At 67.4% G+C, this 20531-nt stretch carries 21 protein-coding genes; 9 read left to right on the forward strand and 12 right to left on the reverse strand.

Features of this window, described 5'->3' with window-relative positions; translation table 11 throughout:
• The first annotated feature begins 110 nt into the window (after positions 1-110).
• Positions 111-965 carry a 16S rRNA (cytidine(1402)-2'-O)-methyltransferase gene (gene rsmI / locus NI1_RS08650; RefSeq protein WP_084522801.1) on the forward strand — a complete coding sequence of 285 codons (855 nt, stop codon included), beginning with the start codon at positions 111-113 and terminating at the stop codon, positions 963-965.
• Here rsmI and NI1_RS08655 read toward each other — a convergent pair.
• From NI1_RS08655 to NI1_RS08685, 7 genes are all read right to left on the reverse strand, one after another.
• Positions 929-3085 (reverse strand): MMPL family transporter, encoded by a 2157-nt coding sequence (locus NI1_RS08655; RefSeq protein ID WP_067816573.1) that lies wholly within the window; start codon positions 3083-3085, stop codon positions 929-931. The two genes, rsmI and NI1_RS08655, sit on opposite strands and share 37 nt — an antisense overlap.
• Before the next feature lie 35 nt (positions 3086-3120).
• A complete protein-coding gene (locus NI1_RS08660; protein WP_245663133.1) occupies positions 3121-4308 on the reverse strand; it encodes a peptide synthetase in 1188 nt (395 codons plus the stop codon).
• Between the two features lie 25 nt (positions 4309-4333).
• The gene (locus NI1_RS08665) at positions 4334-5377 is read right to left on the reverse strand and encodes an NAD-dependent epimerase/dehydratase family protein (RefSeq protein ID WP_174564465.1); all 1044 of its coding nucleotides are present in this window, start codon (positions 5375-5377) and stop codon (positions 4334-4336) included.
• Between the two features lie 70 nt (positions 5378-5447).
• Positions 5448-5717, reverse strand: coding sequence for a hypothetical protein (locus tag NI1_RS08670; RefSeq protein WP_067816579.1), 270 nt, complete (start codon positions 5715-5717; stop codon positions 5448-5450).
• Positions 5714-7399 carry a fatty acid CoA ligase family protein gene (locus NI1_RS08675; protein WP_067816581.1) on the reverse strand — a complete coding sequence of 562 codons (1686 nt, stop codon included), beginning with the start codon at positions 7397-7399 and terminating at the stop codon, positions 5714-5716. Before NI1_RS08675 ends, NI1_RS08670 begins: the two co-directional genes overlap by 4 nt.
• Complete coding sequence (locus tag NI1_RS08680; RefSeq protein WP_067816584.1) at positions 7396-8307, reverse strand: beta-ketoacyl-[acyl-carrier-protein] synthase family protein; 912 nt, start codon at positions 8305-8307, stop codon at positions 7396-7398. Before NI1_RS08680 ends, NI1_RS08675 begins: the two co-directional genes overlap by 4 nt.
• A gap of 8 nt (positions 8308-8315) precedes the next feature.
• Positions 8316-9368 (reverse strand): 3-oxoacyl-ACP synthase III family protein, encoded by a 1053-nt coding sequence (locus NI1_RS08685; protein ID WP_067816587.1) that lies wholly within the window; start codon positions 9366-9368, stop codon positions 8316-8318.
• A gap of 503 nt (positions 9369-9871) precedes the next feature.
• Between NI1_RS08685 and NI1_RS08690 the strand changes: the two genes are divergently transcribed.
• Positions 9872-10801 carry an SMP-30/gluconolactonase/LRE family protein gene (locus tag NI1_RS08690; protein WP_067816589.1) on the forward strand — a complete coding sequence of 310 codons (930 nt, stop codon included), beginning with the start codon at positions 9872-9874 and terminating at the stop codon, positions 10799-10801.
• Positions 10802-10850: 49 nt separating this feature from the next.
• Here NI1_RS08690 and NI1_RS08695 read toward each other — a convergent pair whose 3' ends face one another.
• Positions 10851-11297, reverse strand: a complete 447-nt coding sequence (locus NI1_RS08695; protein WP_067816592.1) for a MarR family winged helix-turn-helix transcriptional regulator — start codon at positions 11295-11297, stop codon at positions 10851-10853.
• Positions 11298-11385: 88 nt separating this feature from the next.
• Between NI1_RS08695 and NI1_RS08700 the strand changes: the two genes are divergently transcribed.
• The 3 genes from NI1_RS08700 to NI1_RS08710 all read left to right on the forward strand — a co-directional run bounded on the left by NI1_RS08700 (position 11386) and on the right by NI1_RS08710 (position 12702).
• Positions 11386-11760, forward strand: coding sequence for a cupin domain-containing protein (locus tag NI1_RS08700; protein WP_067816596.1), 375 nt, complete (start codon positions 11386-11388; stop codon positions 11758-11760).
• 37 nt (positions 11761-11797) lie between these two features.
• Positions 11798-12172 (forward strand): cupin domain-containing protein, encoded by a 375-nt coding sequence (locus NI1_RS08705; protein WP_067816599.1) that lies wholly within the window; start codon positions 11798-11800, stop codon positions 12170-12172.
• A gap of 107 nt (positions 12173-12279) precedes the next feature.
• Positions 12280-12702, forward strand: a complete 423-nt coding sequence (locus NI1_RS08710; protein ID WP_067816603.1) for an Ig-like domain repeat protein — start codon at positions 12280-12282, stop codon at positions 12700-12702.
• A 4-nt stretch (positions 12703-12706) separates the two neighbouring features.
• Here NI1_RS08710 and NI1_RS08715 read toward each other — a convergent pair whose 3' ends face one another.
• Positions 12707-13513: a class I SAM-dependent methyltransferase gene (locus tag NI1_RS08715; protein WP_067816605.1), complete on the reverse strand. Its 807-nt coding sequence runs from the start codon at positions 13511-13513 to the stop codon at positions 12707-12709.
• A gap of 120 nt (positions 13514-13633) precedes the next feature.
• Between NI1_RS08715 and NI1_RS08720 the strand changes: the two genes are divergently transcribed.
• The gene (locus NI1_RS08720; protein ID WP_067816608.1) at positions 13634-14245 is read left to right on the forward strand and encodes a TetR/AcrR family transcriptional regulator; all 612 of its coding nucleotides are present in this window, start codon (positions 13634-13636) and stop codon (positions 14243-14245) included.
• On the opposite strand, the gene NI1_RS08725 is transcribed toward NI1_RS08720, so the two are convergent.
• The gene (locus tag NI1_RS08725; protein WP_067816611.1) at positions 14239-14910 is read right to left on the reverse strand and encodes a TetR/AcrR family transcriptional regulator; all 672 of its coding nucleotides are present in this window, start codon (positions 14908-14910) and stop codon (positions 14239-14241) included. The genes NI1_RS08720 and NI1_RS08725 overlap by 7 nt on opposite strands.
• A gap of 123 nt (positions 14911-15033) precedes the next feature.
• Here NI1_RS08725 and NI1_RS08730 point away from each other — a divergent pair, with 123 nt between their 5' ends.
• Positions 15034-15813 (forward strand): MmyB family transcriptional regulator, encoded by a 780-nt coding sequence (locus NI1_RS08730; RefSeq protein ID WP_067816614.1) that lies wholly within the window; start codon positions 15034-15036, stop codon positions 15811-15813.
• Positions 15814-15816: 3 nt separating this feature from the next.
• Here NI1_RS08730 and metG read toward each other — a convergent pair whose 3' ends face one another.
• Positions 15817-17376, reverse strand: a complete 1560-nt coding sequence (gene metG / locus NI1_RS08735) for a methionine--tRNA ligase (RefSeq protein WP_067816617.1) — start codon at positions 17374-17376, stop codon at positions 15817-15819.
• Between metG and NI1_RS08740 the strand changes: the two genes are divergently transcribed.
• Positions 17375-18235: a TatD family hydrolase gene (locus tag NI1_RS08740; protein WP_067816619.1), complete on the forward strand. Its 861-nt coding sequence runs from the start codon at positions 17375-17377 to the stop codon at positions 18233-18235. The two genes, metG and NI1_RS08740, sit on opposite strands and share 2 nt — an antisense overlap.
• A gap of 221 nt (positions 18236-18456) precedes the next feature.
• Positions 18457-19584 (forward strand): resuscitation-promoting factor, encoded by a 1128-nt coding sequence (locus NI1_RS08745; RefSeq protein ID WP_067816622.1) that lies wholly within the window; start codon positions 18457-18459, stop codon positions 19582-19584.
• A 65-nt stretch (positions 19585-19649) separates the two neighbouring features.
• Here the strand turns inward: NI1_RS08745 and NI1_RS08750 are convergent, their stop codons facing one another.
• Positions 19650-20420: an SDR family NAD(P)-dependent oxidoreductase gene (locus tag NI1_RS08750; RefSeq protein ID WP_067816625.1), complete on the reverse strand. Its 771-nt coding sequence runs from the start codon at positions 20418-20420 to the stop codon at positions 19650-19652.
• Between the last annotated feature and the right edge of the window lie 111 nt (positions 20421-20531).

Here is a 20531-nt window from a genome sequence, read left to right on the forward strand (position 1 = left end):
GGCTGCTCAGGTCCCGCGCGGTGAGAACCTCGCCGCCCGGCTCACCTCGCACCCGCCCGTATGCTGGGCGGGATCCCCACCCGGTTTTCAGTGACGACAAGGAGTGCGATGTGAGCGGCGAGCCGACCTCGACCGGACGGCTGGTGCTCGCGGCGACCCCCATGGGCGATATCGGCGACGCCTCCCAGCGCCTGCGCGATGCCCTCGCCACCGCCGACATCGTCGCCGCCGAGGACACCCGCCGCACCCGTTCCCTCGCCAAGGCGCTGGAGGTGGAGATCACCGGCCGCGTGGTCAGCTTCTACGACCACGTCGAAACCGCCCGCATCCCCATGCTCCTGGAAGAGATCGACTCCGGCAGCACGGTCCTGCTGGTCACCGACGCCGGCATGCCCTCGGTCAGCGACCCCGGCTACCGCATGGTCGCCGCCTGCGTCGAGAAAGACCTCCCCATCACCTGCCTGCCCGGCCCCTCCGCGGTGACCACCGCCCTGGCCCTCTCCGGCCTGCCGGTGGAACGCTTCTGCTTCGACGGCTTCGCTCCCCGTAAATCCGGCCAGCGCAAAGAGTATTTCCGCACCGTCCGGACCGAACCCCGCGCCATCGCCTTCTTCGAAGCTCCCCACCGCCTCGCGGACTGCCTCGCCGACGCCGTCGAAATCCTCGGCCCCGACCGCCGCGCCGCCGTCTGCCGCGAACTCACCAAAACCTACGAGGAAGTGGTCCGAGGCACCCTGGCCGAACTGGCGGCCTGGGCGGTCGAAGGCGCCCGCGGCGAGATCACCGTGGTTCTCGAAGGCGCACAACCGGTTTCGACCGCCCCCGAAGACCTCGTCGGCCAGGTGGAAGCCCTCACCGCCACCGGCATGCGCCTCAAAGACGCCTGCGCCGAGGTAGCCGCCGGCACCGGCGCTTCCCGCCGCGAACTCTACGACGCCGTCCTGACCGCCCGCTCCGCCGACTGATCCTGGGCCCCTTCGCTTTCCGTTGTGGGAGGCGGGGTGCGGCCGGGGAAGCGGGGTGTCCACCAGTTGGCGGGGCCCATCAGCTTGACCAGTGCCGGGACCAGCAGCATGCGCACCAGGGTGGCGTCGATGATCAGGGCGATGACCATGCCGAGGCCGAGGAAGCGCATGGGGGTCAGCGGGGAGAGGGTGAAGGCTCCGGTGATGAGGACGAGAAGGGTTGCGGCGGCGGTGATTATGCGTGCGGTCCGGACGGTGCCGGTGTGGACGGCTTGTTCGGTGTCGGCGCCGGCGTCGTGGGCCTCGACCATGCGGGAGAGCAGGAATACCTCGTAGTCGGTGGAGAGTCCGAAGACCACGGCGATGATCAGGACCAGCATGCCCGCGGAGAGCGGGCCGGGGCTGATGGCGAGGGCGTCGGCGAGGTGGCCCCGGTCGAAGATCCAGGTGAGGACGCCGAAGGTGGCGGCCAGGCTGAGGAAGGCCATCAGGACCGCTTTGATCGGGAGGATCACCGAGCGGAACGCGGTCGCCAGCATGAGCAGGGTGGCGGCGACCATGACGACGAGCATGAGGGGGAGGCGGGTCAGGACCGCGGTGACACTGTCCGCGGTGGCCGCGCTTTCGCCGCCGACCCGCAGCTCCAGGCCGTCGAGGGAGAGTTCGCGGATGCGGTGCACGGTGTCCTGGGAGGCGGGGGAGCGGTCGGGGGTGGTGAGGGCCGCGTGGATGATGGCGGTGTTGTCGCGGGTTTCCAGATGCAGGGCCTGCTTGACGCCGGGGACGCCGCCGACTTCACGAAGCGCCGTGCCGATGGCGGCGGATGGCAGTGGGCCGCCGTCGGATTCGCGGACCAGGACGGTCGCGCCGCTGTTGGCGGCGGGGAAGTGGGCGGTCAATTCTTCGACCGCCGTACGGGTTTCATTGCCCGCGGGTAGCGCGGTGTGGTCGACGTCGCCGAGGCGGACGCCGGTCACCGGGGCGGCCAGTAGCAGCAGGATCGCGCCCACGACGATAGCCACCGCGCCGGGGCGGCGCATGACCGCGGTCACCACGCGGCCCCAGAAGCGTTGAGCACGCGCTTCGGAGCGATCGAAAGCGTCCGCGCGCCAACTCCATTTGCTGATGCGCGGGCCGAGCAGGACCAGCGCGGCGGGCAGGGCGGTGACCGACAGCAGGGCGGCCAGGGCGACGGCGGCGATGGCCCCGAACCCGAGGGAGCGCAGTACCGCTTGCGGGAAGACGAAGGTGCCCGCGAACGCGCACATCAGCAGGAGCGCGGAGAAGAGCACGGTGCGGCCGGCGGTGGACAGGGTGCGGGTGACGGCCTCGGCCGGGGTACGGCCCCGACCGAGTTCCTCCCGATAGCGCCCGACCACGAAAAGCCCGTAGTCGATGGCCAATCCGAGCCCGAGCAGCGACACCACGTTCATGGCGAAGATGCTCACCTCGGTGCAGCGCGCCAGCAGCCCGACCGCGCCGAGCGCACCCACCACCGCGAGCGAGCCGACCAGCACGGGCAGCGCAGCGGCCACCACCCCGCCGAAGACCAGGACCAGGACCAATGCGGTCAAGGGAATCGAAATGGACTCGGCGACGATCAGATCGTGCCGCGATTGCTTGCTGATCTCGTCGGCGAGCGCGCTGTAACCGGTCAGCCGGGTATCGACCCCGGGCACCCGAAGATGCTCGGCCAGTTCGGGATACACCGCGATCCGCCGGTTGTCATCCCCGGCCGCGAAGACCACAGCGACCGCCTGCCGCCCATCGGCCGAGCGCAGGTACTGCTGTCGTGAACTGTTCCAATAGGTTTCGACCGGCCGATCCAGCAGCGCCGGATCGATCCGCCCCACCGCCGCGGTCACCTGCGCACCGATGTCAGCGAGCGACTTACCTTCGGGCGCGGTGTAAATCGCGATCACATCCGGGTTCTGCGGCCCCAGCCGCTCCTTCACCCACTGATCCACCGCACTGGATTCCCCACCCGGATCGGTGAATCCGGCCGCGCTCACCCGCTCCGCCAGCCCGGTCCCGAACAGCCCGCACGCCAGCGCGAACAGCACCGCCGCCACCAGCACCGTCTTCGGCCGGGCGACCACCAGCCGCGCCCACGCTGTCATCACGTACTCCGTTCGATAGCACCCGGCCCGGCGGCTCAGCCGACGGTGGTATCCGCTTCCGCCAGTTCGGTTTTCAAGGTCCGCACGATCCGGTCCAGCAGCGCCTCGAGCCGTTCCTCGATACCCCGGCCATTGCGCGCCGAGACGGTGAGTTCGGTGCGCCCGCCGCCCTCGGTCATGCCGAACAGCAGCGGCATGGCGACGCTGTGCTGCGGCAGGATCCGAATGGAGGTGGGCGTGAACCCGGGCACCGCGAGTTCGTCGAAGTCGTAGCGGCCCATATGGGAAACGGTGGCGGAGGCCAGGTTCCGGCCCCAGCGCGAGCCGAGCGCGTTCAGCGACCGCAGCAGCCCGCGTCCGACGGCGGGCGGCAGCGCGGTGAGCCCGCCGTTGTCCATCTGGTTGAGTTCGCGCCGTTCCCGCAGCCCGGTGCGCTTGATCTCGGCGATCTGCTGCCAGCTCATCCCCGGCGTGGCGTCGATGAACAGCGGGAGCGCCAGATTGCCGGTGGAGCGCACCGACGGGTCGTGGCGGCGCAGATCCACCGGCACCATGATGCGCGAGACCGGGCCGCCTTCGGAGGCGAGGATGGCCGCGACCCGTTCCAGCGCACCGCGTCCGCTCGCGTGGATGGTGCGGTGCCGCAACAGATGCCGGTGCACGCCCGGCTCCTGCCGTCCGCGTCCGGTGGCGGCCCGGTAGCGCGGGAGCATGAGGGTCGGGCGGCCGGGCGCGCCGACCTTGCGCACCAGTTCGGCATCGGCGATCGGGTCGGGCGCGCCGAGCGGCGCCTCCCCGCGCAGCGCCCGCAGCACATCGGTGAACCACATGATCACGCCCATGCCGTCCATGACGCCGTGGAAGATCCGGAACACCAGGGTGGTGGTGTCGCCGGTCAGCAACAGCAGCTCGACGGTCGATTCCGGGCTCGGGCCGATCGGCGAGGTGAGCACCGGATCACCCTCCAGCGCGGGGTATTCGAGGCTGTGCTCGAGCACCCGCACCGCCGGCGCCACCCCGCTGTCCACCCAGTACTTCCCGTCCCGCACCAGTCGCGCACCGGGATTGGCCGCGGCCGCGACGGCGACCGCCCGCCGCAGTTCCTCGGCATCGACAGCACCGATGCCTTCGACCGCCAGCTGCATGAGGAACGGCGGGGCCAGGTCCCGCATCGGGAAGTAGATGAGTTCGGTGGGGGTGATGGGGCGTCGGAAGGTGCTCACGAATCCTGCTCCTGAACGGTGGGTGCTACCGGAGGTCCTTGGTCAATTCCACGACGCCGCCCTGGGTTTCGAGCCAGGCCAGGAACTCGGTGAGCCCCGTGGCTCGATCCACGACCGCGTGATAGCCGAAATCGCGTGCGGCGGCCGAAGTGTCGTAGGTGGCCGTGCGGGTCATCAGGGCCACCACATACCGCGACAGCGGCGGTGACCAGCGCGTCGCGACATACGGTATGCGCCAGATGGTTTCGATGACCGCGACCGCGGCCCGCACCACCTTCGGGTTGGGCTGCCGGGACGGCGGCGCGTAGCCGAGGCCGCCGGCCACCTCGCCCAGGAAGCCCCAGACGTCGGTCTGTTCGGCATCGGCGATGAAATACGCTTTACCGCCGACGTTTTCGGATCCGGCCGCCTTGACCGCCGCGTCCACGATGTTGTCCACATGGCACAGCGACGCGTACACCTTGTTGCCGAACGAAAGGTCCGGCAGGCTGCCCGCCGCCGCGCGGCTGAGCAGCCGCACGATCGGACCGGACCGGTCACCCGCACCCCAGATGGCGCGCGGCCGCAGCGCGGTGGTGCTGAAGCCGGACGTATTCGCCGCCAGCACAGCGCGTTCCGCCGCCGCCTTGGTCTCGGAGTACAGGTTCAGATACCGCCGCGGATACGGCAGCGACTCGTCCACGTTCACCTGATCGCCGCCGTCACGATCCATGAGCGCGCTGGGGCTGGAGATGAACACGAACCGCGAAGCGCCGTTACGCCGCGCGGCATGCAGCAGATTCTCGGTGGCCGTGATGTTCTCGGCCACGAACTGTGCCCGCGTCCCGCGCTCGTCCACCCGCGCGGCACTGTGGAACACCACGTCCACGCCTTTGGTGGCGCGTTCCAGCGATGCCCGGTCGGTGAGGTCGCCGGTGATCACCTCGACCCGGTCGATCACCTCGTCCAGATCGCGCAGGTTGCTGGTCGGCCGGGCGAGGATCGCCACCTCGTACTCACCGTCGTCAACCAGGCGGCGCACGATCGCCCCGCCCAGGAATCCGGACGCCCCGGTTACCAGTGCCTTCACGCTGTTTCCTCTCGGCATGCTCGGGCCCCCTGCGCGGTTACGCGGGCTGCCTCCTCCGGGACCTGACCGCTCATGCCGGCTCCTGCGTCTTCCACCAGGTGAGTCCGAAAATCTGTGTCATGACCGCGGTTTCGACGGCCGACCGGTCACTGCCCTCGGCGGCGCGCAGGGCGGCCGGGATCTGCGCCGCATGCACCACGATGCTCAGGAAGGCATCGATCCACCACACCGCGCGCAGGAATCGATTGGCGGGTGCGCGATTCGCCAGCACGGCCACCAGTCCGGCGATCACATACAGCCAGCCGAGTACCGGAACAGCCCGCAGTGCGGTCGTTTTCATTTCCCCTCGTCCTTTCCCAGCTGGCCCGCGGCCCAGACGGCCAGCTGTTCGCGGCCGATCTTGGCATTGTGGCGGATGTCGACGGGAAACTTCGGATGGAACAGGAAAACCGAAACCGGCTGGGTCACTTCGAATTCCAGCGCCAGCTTGCGCAACTCCACCGATACCGCGTCCGGGTCCGCGCCGTTCTCCAGCTCCACGCACAACACCGGCTGCTGCTGTCCGCGCGCCCCGACGCCCACCAGCGCGGTGCGCGCCACGCCAGCGACGGTATTGAAGACCTGCTCGACCTGCACGCTGAACATCGGCCCCGCGGCGGTCTGCACACGCTGACTCTTGCGCCCGCAGAACCAGATCCGGCCTTCGTCGTCGATCCAGGCCAGATCGCCGGTGCGATGCCATACCGTCTCGCCGTCGCGGATCTTGCCCGCGATATTCGCCGTCTGCGGCCAGTAGTAGTGGGTGCTCACATTCGGCCCCGCCACCACCAGTTCGCCGATACCGCGCGTGGCCACCAGCTCGGCCTCACGCTGCCGCGCCTGTTCCCAGGTGGGCAGCGGCTCGTCGGTGATGGCGACCAGCCGCGCCCGCACGCCCTCGGCCGGCCGTCCGATGCAGGTGCCTTCCCCGCGATGGGCGCGCTCGACCAGCCCGCCCAGCAGCTCCCGCGATTCGATGGTCGACATGGGCAGCGCTTCGGTGGAGCCGTACCCGGCGTGCACCTGCGCGTCCTCGGCCAGCACTCGGCGCAGCCCGGCGATGCACCAGTCCGGGACGGGTGCGCCGCCGGAGTAGATGCTGTGCAGCGTGGGCAGTTTCGTGCCGGTCCGTTCCAGCTGCCGCAGCAGCGGGATCAGCACGGCGGGGGAGGCGAACATGGTCCGCACCCCGAACCGGTTGATCGCGTCGGCCACGTGCGCCGGATCGGTGGAGCCGACCGCGCTGGGGATAAGCGGCGGCAGCACGCAGCGCGAACCCATCAGCATATCGAGAATGCCGACCAGCGGCAGGGTGATGAGCGAGGTGCCGGGCGCGACCCGATCGCGGGCGGCATCCACCTGATCGACCATGGCGCTGAGGTTGCCGTGCGTCATCTGCACCGCCTTGGCGGGCCCGGTGCTGCCGGTGGTGAAGGCGATGAGCAGCGGGGCGTCGGCGGGCGCGGGTTCCGGGCTCGCTTGCGGCACAGCGCCGTTCGGCACCCTGCCCCAGCTCGCCAAGGTCGGTCCGCTCCAGAACCAGCGGCGGCCGACGGTGACCGTGGCGCGCACATCCTTGAAGTACCGCTTGAAAACGACGCGTGCGGCGTGCGCGGCCGGAATGCCGATGAAGGCCTCCGCGTCAGCGGCGCGCAGGCAGCGCAGCATCTTGCGCAGGCCCATGCCCGGGTCGATGACCACGGGGACCGCGCCGATCTTCAACAGGCCCAGCATGATCGCGTACAGCTCGGGGCTGGGCAGCACCAGCACGATGGTGCGGGTGCCGGTGCCCACCCCGGCGGCGGTGAGCCGCTGGGCGATGGTGTCCGACCAGCGGTCCAGCTCCAGGTAGGTGAGCCGCCGGTAGTCGGGCAGCCCGGCGGCGGTCTTGCCGTCGGGATAGATGACGGCTTCCCGCTCGGGGTCCTCGGCCACGACCGCCCGGAAGCGGTCGATGGCCTGCCAGTAGGTCGCCACTGTCACGCGGTGGCTCCGACCGGCGCCGGGAGACGGTAGACGACCGCCGCGGCCGACGGACCGGCGCCGGCGGCGACGAACAGGACGTGGCTGTAGTCGCGCAGCGAATCGGCTTCGGCCGCAAGGTCGTAGGCCAGCGGCAGCGCCGCGGTGTGCGGGTCGCCCTGCGACAGGTCGGGACGGAACACCGCGCCGGCCTCGATTCCGAGCGTGCCCGCCAGCTCCAGTGGGAAGGCGTCGCTCGGCGTGGAGGCGATGAGCGCCGTGGTGCTCAGATCGATCCCGGCCTCGGCGAGCGCGGTCCGGGCCACCTCGGCGGCCAGCCCGAGCAGCCTGCCTTCGGCGTCGGCCTCGCGCTCCACGGTCATCAGCTCACGACCACGGTTGCCCATGGTGTTCACATCCACATAGGACTGAATGCCCGGCGTGCCCGGAGCCGTGGCGGTGTGCACCCGCCCGAAGCCCTCGGCCTCGTCGGTGCGTTCCAGCAGCAGCGCGGCACCCGAAGTCGCGTAGGGGAATTCGTCGTCGGCGGCCGCCCGCCGCATCGACGGATGGGTATCGCCGGACACGATCAGCACATGCGACGCGCTCCCGGTCTCCAGCACCGACTGCGCCACCTGCACCGCGTTCAGCACGCCCACACCGGCGTTCATGAGATCGAAGGAGAACGAACGCGGATCGCTCTTCTCGTAGTCCAGCCCGATTCCGGCCGCCTTCTGGATCAGCGCCGACACCGCGGGCTCCACGGTATTGGAGTCGCGGAAGATGCCCGCGTTGATCAGTACGCCGACCTGATCGGGCCGAATCTCCGCCCGCTCCATGGCCTGTCGCGCCGCCCGCGCCGAAAGCTCGACAATGCTGAAGTCGTCCGTGGCCCGGCCGACGCCGGTGGATTTGATGCGCACACCCATGACTGACCTCAGACCTTCAGCGACGAAATCGTGGTGGACAGGAATCCCGCGACCACACCGGAGGCGGCGGGAACCATCAGGATCTTGGATCCGGACGGAATGCTCTGCTGGCTCAATTGATCGTGCAGCACGATGAAATGCGAAGTGGTGGAGGTGTTTCCGTACTTCTCCAGCACATTCAGATCCGGCGGCATGGGCGCGCCGAACTCGCGCTCGGCGATCGCGTTGATGAACGGAATCGCGCCCGCGCCGAACTGGTGGTGAATCATGTAGTCGAAGTTCTCGTCCGCGAAGGTGCGGCCCTCGCCCTCCAGGTAGCCGCCCTGGGTGTCGGTCCACAGCAGGAACCGCGACTCGTTGTGCATTTTCCGGTTGTCGGTGTACAGCGCGACACCCTGGGATTTGTCGCTGGGCATGCCCAGGCACAGGTGCGAGTACTCCGAGGCGGTGGTGAGCTCGATGTAGTGGATCTTGTCCTTGTCGTCCACGGCCTGGTCGAGCACCACGGCGGCGCCGGAATCGCCCACGGTTAGCGAGGCGAATTGCAAATCGTATTTCTCGGTGATTTCCTCGACCGCGGTCTCGGCAATGGGGGTGATGGCCTCACCGCTGACCACGATTCCGCGGCGCACGGCACCGGAGCGAATCATGCGGTCGAGAATGTAGGTGCCGGTCAGCATTCCGGCGCAGGCATTGGAGAGATCGAAGGTGATGACATCGGTGCGCGCGCCGATGGCCTTCGCGATGGAACCGGCGAAAGACGGCTCCATATACATTTTGGTGCCGTCTTTGCTGCGGGTGATCGAGGTCGAGATGATGACGTCGATATCGCTTGCCGTATACTGCGACCTGGAGAGACAGTCTTCTACCGCGTTCATCGCGAGGGTGAAGGAGTCTTCGTGATTGTCCGGGCTGGTGTCGCGGAAGCGACGCTCCTTAACGCCTGTGATGCGTTCGAGATCGAAGCCGGGGGTCTCTTTCAATTGCGCGACGAGTTCTTGGGTGGTGACGCGTTTCGTCGGCAGATACGCGCCGATCGACTCGAATCGGGAATGCGGCACTGGGGACTCCTGAAAGTGCGAAGAATGGCAATCCGAAACTGTGACCGAGATGAGGCTACCGGACGGTAACTGGACCTGCGACCGGTCGAATCTACAGAAATCGTCTGAGACATTGTGCGTGGTGACAATCGGTGCCGGTGGGGGATAGGAACGCGAGGGTTCCCTGTGAGGGACCTCACCTCGGGTCCTGCGGAATGCGAATGTAACTCTCGGTTACAGAAATCGTGGACCGAAACTGTCTGGGCGGCACCGGGTTTCGGCCGCGCGGGGCTGAAACCTGTTCGGTGCTCCAAGTTCCCGCAACCGCCACCCGCTGTCCACCGGAGCAGACCGCACAGTTTGTGTCGGTCGCCGCAATTGACGATCCGCCCCCCGCCCCGAAAACTGCTCGAGGGGGTGGGAGGGGCGACGGCGGGTACGGGCGAGCTCCCGTACCCGCCGTCATCGCGATCGTAATGAAATCGATCATGGAATATGTCGGTGTTACTGACTAGTTTGTCCTGATGGGAATCAGGCGGGTACTGGCCGAAGGCATTGCGGCCGTGCAATTGTGCGCGGCACTGGCAATGGCCGCGCAGGGCGTGGCGGCGGCCGAAACGGCACCGGGCGGCTGCGGCACCTGGACGAAATCAACGGTAGCGAGCGGCTATGGCCTGCTGGAGAATCTGGCCTTCGACGGCCGCGGCAGCCTGCTGCTGTCGGAGACCTCGCTGACCGGAACCGGCGGCGGCGTCCAGCGACTGGGCGCGGACGGCAAGCATTCCGCTGCGGCACAAGTGGATTCGCCGGGCGGCATCGTCGTCTCCGGTAATACCGCCTACATCAATACCGGCAACAGCACCAAGGCCGGTCTCACCGACAGCACCGACGGCACGGTCGTCGCCCTGGACCTGACCACCGGCGCGCTCAGCACCGTGGCCACCGGCCTGCGCATGCCCAACGGCCTCGCCCTGCTGCCGGACGGCGGCTTCGTGGTCAGCAAGGATCTGGGCGCCACCACCACCCTCACCGCCGTGGCCCCCGACCGCACCACCCGCGTCCTGGCTCCGGGCCTGACCTCCACCAACGGTCTCGCCTACGACCCGGTGCGCCGAAAGCTGTTCGTCTCCACCACCTTCGACATGAACACCACCATCGCCGCGGTCTCGATCGACCACCCCAACGCCGACCCCGTCCGCTACACCCTGCCCGGCTTCGGCCCCCTGAACTCCGCCGACGACCTGACCGTGGGTCCCGACGGCGCCGTCTACGTGGCCCTCAACCTGGCCGGCCGCATCGTCCGCCTGGACCCCGACACCTCCGCCACCTGCACCATCGCCGACAACCTCCCGCTCTCCAGCTCCGTCCGCTTCGGCTCGGGCCCCGGCTGGGACCCCAAGTCCGCCTACGTCACCAGCTTCCTGGGCACCGTCACCCGCCTGACACCCCAGTAGTCCCATGATCGAGGTTCACTGCACCGAGCAGCTCGCGGCGGCGCTCACCTCATAGTGGGCGGAAGACGCGCTCCGATCCGGAAGCGGCTGCGGTGCCGACTATCTCGCCCAGTACCGCCCGTACCGTCGCGATCTGCTCCGCCCCGAGCTTCTCGATCAGGGCCCGCTCGTAATCGGCGTGGAAGGTGCGGACGGTGTCGAGCATGTCGTGGCCCCGCTCGGAGAGGTGCAGCAGTTTGGCGCGCTTGTCCGCCGGGTCGGGGCGGCGCTCCACGTAGCCGTTCCGCACCATCTCGTCGACGACCTTGGCCGCGCCCTGGGCGGTGATGCCCAGCTGTTCGCCCAATTGGCTTGCGGTGAGCGCGTTCTCGGACAGGGCGCGCAGGACGTAGCCGTAGGACGCGCCGAGCATGCGGTGGCCGCGGCTCGCCATCTCGGTGTGCAGCTGCTGTACGAACGCCTGGTACGCCTGGCCGAGCAGGATTCCGAAATCCATCCTTGACTCTTCTCTCGTCGTTCCGATATCTTCAACTTTAGTTGAACACCTTAGTTGAACACCTTGGTTGAATACTAGGAGTCACAGCATGCCACTCATCAAGTCCGCCGACGCACCCGTCTTCGAAGGCCCCCTCATGACCGCCGTCGGCCTGGCCGCACCCAGCCGGGGATCCACCGAGAACAGCGTCTGGCGCTTCACGCTGCACCCCGGCAATCCCGGCCACGAGCACGCGGTCTCGCGCGAGGAGATCTTCATCGCCGTCGCCGGCCGCGGAACCGTCACCATCGACGGCGAGACCCGCGACTTCGTGGCCGGTGACGCCCTGGTGATCCCGGCGAACACCGTCTTTCGCCTGGCCGTGCCGGGCGACGAATCCCTCGAAGCCGTCGCGATCCTCCCGGTGGGCGCCTATGCCCAAGCCCCCGGCGGCGAACGGGTCAGCCCGCCCTGGGCCCAATAGTCGACGCACCCAACACCTCACCGCGCACAGGAGAGTCATGCCGCACATCACCGCCGATCAGGCCCCGCGCTTCGAGAACGACCACGCCTCCTTCATCGGCCTGGCGGCCCCCAGTCGCGGTTCGGAAGAGAACTGCGCCTGGCGCCTGGCCATCAAGCCCGGTGTCGACGCCCCGCCGCACGCCCTCGACCGTGAGGAGATCTTCATCGCCCTCGCGGGTTCGATGAACGTCGTCATGAATGGCGAAACCCTCACCGTCGCAGCCGGGGACGCGCTCATCGTTCCCGCTCATACCCAGTTCGCCATGGCCAATCCGAATTCGGAGCCCTTCGAGGCCATTGTCGTGCTCCCGGTCGGCGGTCAGGGTCTCATCCCCGGCCGGCCGCCCGTCATCGCACCGTGGGCGCGCTGAACTCGAAGTTCGATCGATCGGCTTCTTCGAAATCCGCACCCGCCAATGGGTGAAGCACTATCGTTTCACCTCACTCACGCAGGTGTGAGTACCGAAGGAGCACATCGATGTCCACATTCCACCGCGCCGGGTTCGGCGCGACCGCTTTCGCCGCCCTGGCCGCCACCGCGGTATTGGCCGCGCCCAACGCCAGTGCGCTGGTGACCGGAATCAGCGTATCCGGCGACAAGTTCTGCGCCGGAAAGACTTACACCGTGACCGTCGATGTCACGGTCACCTCGTTCCTGTTCGACGTCACGCTGACCGACGGCAGCACCGAGGTCGGAAAAGCCAAGCCGGCCAATGGAAAAGCCACCTTCTCCTGGACCCCGTCCGGGGCCGGATCGCACACCCTGAAGGCGGTTCAGGAAGTCGTCAGCAGCAAGACGACCACGGTCACCGTGGCCGACTGCACGCCGTCCGGCGGTGGCACCGGCTCCTTCAGCGGGAACCCGCTCGGGAGTCTCTTCAGCTCCCTGTCCGCACAGTGACCGATCACTTCGCGTGAGCGAGGCCCTGGACGGCGCGCAGCCCCCCGTCGTCCAGGGCTTGCGTGAGGTTCGCCGCCTTGGTCGCGAAGTCCGGGACGAAGGCTTGCAGGCCAACGGAATCGGGCGGCGATGCCAGGACTGCTCGCATCACCGCGACCGCTTCGGTGGTGAGATCGTTCCACTCTTCGATCACGAAACCCGCTGCCTCGATGGTGTCCCGCAGTCGATCCGGTGCGACCAGGCGGCTCTGCTCCGGCCGGTCCGCCCACGGCAGGGGAAAGCCGGCCGCCCCGGCGCCCGCGGTGATGTCCCAGAGGGCGAGCCTGCCGCCCGGTACCAGCACCCGGCGGGCTTCCCGGTAGAGACCGACCTTGTCGGCGACGTTCATCTGAACATGCTGGCTGAGAACGACATCGAAACTCGCGTCGTCGAAAGGCACTGCGGTGACGTCTCCTTGGCTGACGACGATCCGATCGGCCAGCCCGACAACCTGATTCAGCCACGCATTGGTGGCGCAATAGTCCGCGGTGATATCCACGGCGTGAACGCGGCAGCCGTATCGATCGGCGACGAACCGGGCGGTCCCGCCGATTCCGCTGCCGGCATCGAGCACCCGACTGCCGGCGGTGAGGCCCGCCGAATCCACCAACCGCAGGGTGGCGATGCGGCCCATGGTGTGAAAGTCCTCGACCAGCGCCAGATCCGCCGGTGTCAGCCGCGCGGGGTCGCGTCCCGCGGCGACCAACGCGGCCTCGATGGCCTGCCGGGAAGCGCCGGTCGCATACGGGCTGTCGATCGAAACCTTGTTCATGTCTGCACTTTTCGAGAGGCGGCAAGACGGCGATCAGGAAAGTAACCACTGGTCACATTCGAGTATGGGATCCTATGTGACCGCTGTCAACATCCCCGCCGGATATGCGATCCTGTCCGCATGAGACCCGCCGCGAACTCCGGCAAGCCGTACCACCATGGCGCGCTGCGCTCGGCCCTGATCGAGGCCGGGGTGGCTCTGGCTCGGGACGGCGGACCCGACCGGGTGGTGCTGCGCGAGGCGGCCCGCGTCGCCGGGGTGTCCCATTCGGCCGCCTATCGGCACTTCGCCGACCGCGAGGCGCTGCTGGCCGCGGTGGCGCGGCAGGCCCGCGGTGAACTCGCCGCCGAGATGCGCCGCCGCATCGCCCGCACCCGTGATCCCCGCCGCCGCCTGGAAGCGGTCGGCGCGGCCTATATCGACTTCGCCCTGACCCACACCGGACTCTTCCGCACCGCGTACGGCGCGCACGCCGAGCCCGAACCGTCCGCCGATGCCGGCGCCGCCGACCCGTACGCCATCCTCGGCGAGGTGCTGGACCAGGCGCAGGCCGCCGGGCTGCTGGATCCCCGGCACCGGCCCGGCGCGGAGATCGCGGCCTGGTCCGCGGTGCACGGCCTGGCCGGACTACTGCTCGACGGTCCCCTCGCCGCCGACCCGGCCGCGCTCGAATTCGCGCTCTCCCGGGTGCTGGGACTCGTCGATCGCGGCCTGTTGAACTCCGGTCACTGACCGTTCTTCGCGAATCCCAGTACGGCGTGCACGAATTCGATGAAGGTCGGTGCGAGTTCGGGCACCCGGCTCGCGCCTTCGCTGACGATGACCCGGCGGGTGCGCTCGCCGATGGCGTCGGGGATGAGGGCGATCATGGTGTCGGACAACTCCGGCAGCCCGGGATCGGTCCGGCGCGCCTGGTCGTGGAAGACGCGGTAGAGCGCCGCGAAATTGTCGACGGCCTGGTCCCGGAAGCCGACGGCGTTGGCATCGACCTTGAACGATTCGACCAGGATCAAGCGCGCGAAATCCGGTTCGGTGGCGACGGTTTCGCAGAAGGTGTACACGATGGATTCGATGCGGGTCAGCGCATCGGCATCGGGAGGCAGCTGCGACAGTTCGTCGGTGATGCGCTTCTGCACGATATTCATGCCCGCGTGCACCGCCTCGACGAAACACTGTTCCTTGTTGGTGAAGTGCTCGTAGAAGGTGCTGCGCGAAACCCGGGCCCGCGCCACCAGATCGGTGAGGGTGGTCGCGGCATAGCCTTTGGCTTCCACGCATTCGACCATGGCCTCGATCAAACGGCCGCGCTGCGAAGTGAGTACCGCGTCCCGGGCGGCGCGATGCCGCTCGTCGAAACTGGTGCGCTGCAATGTCGCCCGCACCCGCTGCTCCCGCATGCCCTGCCCTCTTTCGCCCAACCGAGATCAACCGCTTCCTTATTATCGGCGGACGCGCCGATACGTTGCGACCGGCGCTGCGGGCGGGTGACTTCAGTTCGGTATCGGGTATCGTCCGACCCCGTGCTGGGTGCGATCGATCAGGGGACGGAAAAGCCGTTGCTGCGAGCGTATATGCGGTACCGGCGGGAGAGCCTGGGCCTGACCCAGGAAGATGTGGCCAAGCGGATGTTCATCAGCCTGTCGCTGTATCGGAAACTGGAGAAGGGCGAACGGCCGCTCTCCGGCAGCCGGCTCGAGGATTGGTGCCGGGCCATGGACGCGCCCGTGTGGCTCATGGAAAAGATGGCGACCCTGGCGCTCCCGGGCATCTCCACCCTCGCGGTGGGCAAATGGCCGCCGGAACTCAGTCAGGAAGACCTCGACCATATCGAGTGCTTTCCGTTTCCGGCGTTCTATCACAAGTTCCCGGAGTACGAAGTGCTGGCCGCCAACCAGGTTGCCCAGGAGGCGTTTCCGTGGCTGCGGCCCGCGCCGCCGGATGCCGCTCGCCCGACGAACGTACTCGAGCAGATGGCCACCGTGCCGGAAGCCCGTGCGAGCCTGATCAATTGGTACGAGATCGTGCATCGCCTGGTCTACATCCTCAAGACCAGCGCGCCCGGCATCGCCGATCCGGTGCGGCTGGCGGAGATTCTGGAGACCTGTCGCAGCGCCATTCCGGAATTCGAATCCATGTGGAATACCGAAATGGACGAGGAAACGTACAACCGGGCGACCGCGCTGGTCCGAACCCCGGACGGCGGCCGCCTGGCCTTCACCATGCGGTCCTACAACTCATGGCATCCGAACGACCGCCAGTATCAGCTGTTCATGCTGACACCGGCACGGCTGCCCGATTGAGGCTCAAGCCTTGGGCTCCACGTACTTCGGGAACACCACCTGCGGTTCCGGCAATGCGATCCCGCCCTTCAACGGCGTCCCGATATCGGCGAAATCGCGCCCGGTCTGCCCGAGCAGATCCAGGATCTTGCCCGCCGACGCCGGAATCACCGGCTGCACCAGAATCGAAACGATGCGCAGCACTTCGGAGGTCACATAGAGAATGGTGCCCTCGCGCTCGGTGGCCTCCGCGGTGCCCGCCTTGGCGAGCGTCCACGGCGCCTGCGCGGAGAAGTAGCGGTTGGTCTCACCGAGGGTCAGCCACAACTGCTCCAGCCCCAAATGGATTTGCTGCTGGTCGAATTCGGCCCGCACCTTCTCCAGCAAGCCGTTGGCGCGATCCAGCAGCGCCTGATCGTCGGCGGTGAATTCGCCCGGGGTTGGCATGACCCCGCCGAAATCGCGTCCGACCATCTTCAGGCAGCGCTGCGCCAGATTGCCGTATTCGTTGGCCAGATCCGAATTGATCCGTCCCACAATGCCTTCGTGGCTGTAGGACCCGTCCTGCCCGTAGGAGATCTCGCGCAGCAGGAAGAAACGCACCGCATCGAGCCCGTAGGTGTCCACCAGCTCGGTCGGGTCGACGACATTGCCGACCGACTTCGACATCTTCTCGCCCTTGTTGTAGAGGAACCCGTGCACGAAAACGCGCTTGGGCAACTCGATTCCGGCCGACATGAGGAAGGCCGGCCAGTAGACGGTGTGGAAGCGGGTGATGTCCTTGCCGATGATGTGCAGGTCGGCCGGCCAGTACTTGCGGAACTGCTCCGACTCGACATCCGGGAAGCCCGCGCCGGTCAGGTAATTGGTGAGCGCGTCCACCCATACGTACATCACGTGCGCCGGATCGCCCGGCACCGGCACACCCCAGTCGAAGGTGGTGCGGGAGATGGACAGATCCTTCAGTCCCGCCTTCACATACGACACGATCTCGTTGCGGCGGGTGCTGGGCGCGATGAACTCCGGATGCGTCTCGTACAGCTCGAGCAGCTTGTCCTGGTAGTTGGAGAGCCGGAAGAAGTAGTTCGACTCCTCGGTCCACTCCACCGGGGTCTTGGTGTCGGTGGAGATGCGGGTGCCGTCCTCGAGGACGGTGGTCTCCTCGTCGGTGTAGAACGCCTCGTCACGCACCGAGTACCAGCCCGAGTAGGTGTCGAGGTAGATGTCGCCGTTGGCGGCCATCTTCTCCCAGATCGCGATGGCCGCGGCGTGATGGTCGGCGTCGGTGGTCCGGATGAACCGGTCGAAGGACACGTCGAGGGTCTTGTCCATGCGCTCGAACACATCCGAATTGCCCGAGACGTACTCCCGCTCCGGCAGGCCCGCGGCCTTGGCGGCCTGCTGCACCTTCTGACCGTGCTCGTCGGTGCCGGTCATGAAGAACACGTCGAACCCGTCGAGCCGCTTGAAGCGGGCCAGCGCATCGGTGGAGATGTACTCGTAGGCGTGCCCGATGTGCGGGGCGCCGTTCGGGTACGCGATGGCCGTGGTGATGTAGAAGGCGGGGCGTTCGGATGCGCTCATGGTGCTGTCTACTCTAAACGGCGTGTCCGCAAAGAGCAGCCGCCGACCTGCGCCAGCACCGCCCGAACCGCTGTCGCCGCTCATCGACGCCCACACCCATATAGACGCGTGCGGCGCGACCACGCCGGAAGCGGTTGCCGCCCTGGTCGATCGGGCGCGCGCGGTGGGCGTGCGGGAGATCGTGACCGTGGCCGACGATATCGAGGCCGCCCGGTTCGCGGTGCGCGCCGCCAATTGGGACGACCGGGTGTACGCGGCTGTGGCGCTGCATCCGACGCGCGCCAACGCCCTCGACGACGCCGCCAAGGCCGAGCTGGAACAGCTGGCCGCGGATCCGCGTGTGGTGGCGGTGGGGGAGACCGGTCTCGACTACTACTGGCCGGGCAAGCTCGAGGGCTGCGCGGATATCGAGACGCAGGTCGAGGGTTTCCGCTGGCACATCGACCTCGCCAAGCGGCTGCGCAAACCGCTCATGATCCACAATCGCGAGGCCGATCATGATCTGCTCGCCGTGCTGCTGGACGAGGGCGCGCCGGAAGAGGTGATCTTCCACTGCTTCTCGTCGGACGCGAACATGGCGCTGGCCTGCGTGGAGCAGGGATACGTGCTGAGTTTCTCCGGCACGGTGAGTTTCAAGAATGCGCATGAATTGCGGGAAGCGGCGAAACTCGTTCCGGATGACCACATTCTGGTCGAAACGGACGCGCCATTCCTGACCCCGCATCCGTTCCGGGGTGCGCCCAACGAGTCGTATCTGTTGCCGTACACGGTGCGGGCGCTGGCGGAGTTGCGGGAACAGGATCCGGCGCAGCTGGCCAAGATCACCACGGCCAATGCGCGGCGGGTCTACGGCATCTAGCGGAAAGCGGCCTCTCGCACCTTTTTTCACGTTTCACACCTTTGGTGCGAAACGCCCCGCCCGATTCGCGCTGTGTGGGATAGCTCACTATGCTGTGTCGCGATCGTGATTCGCCTGGTGGGCGATATCGTTCCGTGATCTTCGATAGCCCTGTTCGGCGCGGATCCCTTGTGAACCGCTAAACCTCTCGTTATCGTACTGTGACCATGCCGGGATTTCCGATGAACGCACTGACGAAGATCAACTCGTCGCGATCGCCGCTCCTTTACGGAGCTATCGCGGCGATGCTCGTCACGCTCACCGTGGGCGCGGGCCTGGCCATCATGAACAAGAAGACCGTCACGGTCATGGTGGACGGGCAGAAAATCGTCCAGCACACCATGTTCGGCGATGTGCGCGGCGTGCTGAAGGACGCCGGGTACGGAATCACCGAACGCGACGACGTATCGCCTTCGGCCGCTTCGAAAGTCGCGGACGGCGGCACCATCACGCTGAACCGGGCCCGCGAGGTCTCCCTCATCGTGGACGGCTCGCCCTCCAAGGCGTGGACGACGGCGCTCACCGTGGCCGAGGCGGTGGTCAAGCTGAACCTGCCCGGTGACGTGTTCACCTCGCCCGCGCGGCCGACCCCGCTGCCGCTCGAAGGGGCGCAGCTGCTGATCACCAATCCGCGCACGGTCGAGCTCGCCGACAACGGCGGCGCGCATTCGCTGGTGCGGCTGGCCGCGCCGACCGTGGGGCAGTTGCTGGAGTTGCAAGGCCGGCCGCTGATCAATCAGGACTTCGTGGAACCGTCGGCCGATACCGTGCTGCGCGACGGCATGAAGATCACCGTCACCCGCAAGATCGTGCAGAACCGCACCGAACGGGTGCCGCTGGAGCCGACCGAGAACATCATCGAGGATCCGACGCTCAATATGAGCCGGACCATCGTCGAGAACCCGGGCGTCCCCGGCGTGCAGGACGTCACCTTCGCGGTCTCCATCGTGAACGGCAAAGAGGCGGGCAAGGATCCGCTGAAGTCGACCGTGATCACGCCGGCCGCGCCCAAGACCATCCGCAAGGGCGCCAAGCCCGGGACCGAGGTGCCCGAGGTGCGTGACGGGACCACCTGGGACGCGCTGGCGCGGTGTGAGTCGAACGGGAACTGGGCGATCAATACCGGCAACGGTTACTACGGCGGTATCCAGTTCGACCAGTCCACCTGGGAGCGCCAGGGCGGGACCCGGTACGCACCGCGCGCCGACCTCGCTACTCGTGAAGAGCAGATCGCCATTGCCGAAGTGACGCGGGCGCGGCAGGGCTGGGGTGCCTGGCCGGCCTGTACCAGCCGCTTGGGTATCAGCTGACAGAAGGGGGCCGGGGGCTGAAACCCTCAACCCCCTTTCTCTTCTGGGTGTGGGGCGAAGACCCCCTACATCAGCGCTCCGCCGTCTACGCGGAGTTCGGTGCCGGTCATGTAGCGGCCGTCGTCCGAAGCCACCATGGCCACTACGCCTGCGATGTCCTCGGGCTTGCCCAGGGTGCCGCCCTCCAGCCAGCCGGGGAGACGGGCCATCAGGCTCCAGTCGGCGTCGGCCGGAAGATCAAGGCCCGCAGTGAGGCTGGTGCCGATGCCGCCGGGGACGATATTGACCGCGCGCAAGCCCTTCTTCACGTATTCCAGGGCGATGGTGTGGGTGAGGGCGTTGATGCCGGCCTTGGACGCGGTGTAGGCGGCCATATACGGCGCCGCGCCGAACGCCGAAGTCGACGAGAAGTTCACGATCACGCCGCCGTGCGGGGAATCCAGGAGCTTCGGAATACCCGCCTGCACCATGAGGAAGGTGCCGGTGAGGTTCACCGCGAGCACCTTGTTCCAGGTATCGAGGGGCAGTTCGTGGGTGTGCCCGGCGCGCATGATGCCCGCCGCGTTCACCAGAACGTCCAAACCGCCGAGGAATTCGAAGGCGTCCGCGGTGGCGGCCGCTACCGATTCGGGATCCGAAACATCCAGGATCAGCGTCTTCAGCTTTTCTCGTTGCTCCGCCGGAACCGCTTCCACCGTTGCGGCCAGCCCGTTTTCACTCACGTCCGCCGCCACCAGGTGTGCGCCTTCGGCCAGCAGGCGCAGGGCAATGCCCTGGCCGATGCCGGACCCGGCTCCGGTGACGAGTACCCGACGTCCATCAAATCTGCGCGACATGGCGAGAAATTAGAACAAGTTTCAGGGCGCGTCAATGGTCCGTACCGGTAGCAAATTGCCAGAGACTATTTAAACTGGACCGTTGTTCAAATAGATACGATCAACCGGGTT

The organism is Nocardia inohanensis NBRC 100128 (assembly GCF_001612945.1).
Lineage (GTDB): Bacteria > Actinomycetota > Actinomycetes > Mycobacteriales > Mycobacteriaceae > Nocardia > Nocardia inohanensis.

What these genes read in the sequence shown, in the direction of transcription:
- NI1_RS08655 (WP_067816573.1), bottom strand. Translation starts at nt 3,085, where the DNA reads ATGACAGCGTGGGCGCGGCTGGTGGTCGCCCGGCCGAAGACGGTGCTG.
- NI1_RS08670 (WP_067816579.1), bottom strand. Translation starts at nt 5,717, where the DNA reads ATGAAAACGACCGCACTGCGGGCTGTTCCGGTACTCGGCTGGCTGTAT.
- NI1_RS08680 (WP_067816584.1), bottom strand. Translation starts at nt 8,307, where the DNA reads ATGGGTGTGCGCATCAAATCCACCGGCGTCGGCCGGGCCACGGACGAC.
- NI1_RS08690 (WP_067816589.1), top strand. Translation starts at nt 9,872, where the DNA reads ATGGGAATCAGGCGGGTACTGGCCGAAGGCATTGCGGCCGTGCAATTG.
- NI1_RS08695 (WP_067816592.1), bottom strand. Translation starts at nt 11,297, where the DNA reads ATGGATTTCGGAATCCTGCTCGGCCAGGCGTACCAGGCGTTCGTACAG.
- NI1_RS08700 (WP_067816596.1), top strand. Translation starts at nt 11,386, where the DNA reads ATGCCACTCATCAAGTCCGCCGACGCACCCGTCTTCGAAGGCCCCCTC.
- NI1_RS08705 (WP_067816599.1), top strand. Translation starts at nt 11,798, where the DNA reads ATGCCGCACATCACCGCCGATCAGGCCCCGCGCTTCGAGAACGACCAC.
- NI1_RS08710 (WP_067816603.1), top strand. Translation starts at nt 12,280, where the DNA reads ATGTCCACATTCCACCGCGCCGGGTTCGGCGCGACCGCTTTCGCCGCC.
- NI1_RS08715 (WP_067816605.1), bottom strand. Translation starts at nt 13,513, where the DNA reads ATGAACAAGGTTTCGATCGACAGCCCGTATGCGACCGGCGCTTCCCGG.
- NI1_RS08720 (WP_067816608.1), top strand. Translation starts at nt 13,634, where the DNA reads ATGAGACCCGCCGCGAACTCCGGCAAGCCGTACCACCATGGCGCGCTG.
- NI1_RS08725 (WP_067816611.1), bottom strand. Translation starts at nt 14,910, where the DNA reads ATGCGGGAGCAGCGGGTGCGGGCGACATTGCAGCGCACCAGTTTCGAC.
- NI1_RS08740 (WP_067816619.1), top strand. Translation starts at nt 17,375, where the DNA reads ATGGTGCTGTCTACTCTAAACGGCGTGTCCGCAAAGAGCAGCCGCCGA.
- metG (WP_067816617.1), bottom strand. Translation starts at nt 17,376, where the DNA reads ATGAGCGCATCCGAACGCCCCGCCTTCTACATCACCACGGCCATCGCG.
- NI1_RS08745 (WP_067816622.1), top strand. Translation starts at nt 18,457, where the DNA reads ATGAACGCACTGACGAAGATCAACTCGTCGCGATCGCCGCTCCTTTAC.
- NI1_RS08750 (WP_067816625.1), bottom strand. Translation starts at nt 20,420, where the DNA reads ATGTCGCGCAGATTTGATGGACGTCGGGTACTCGTCACCGGAGCCGGG.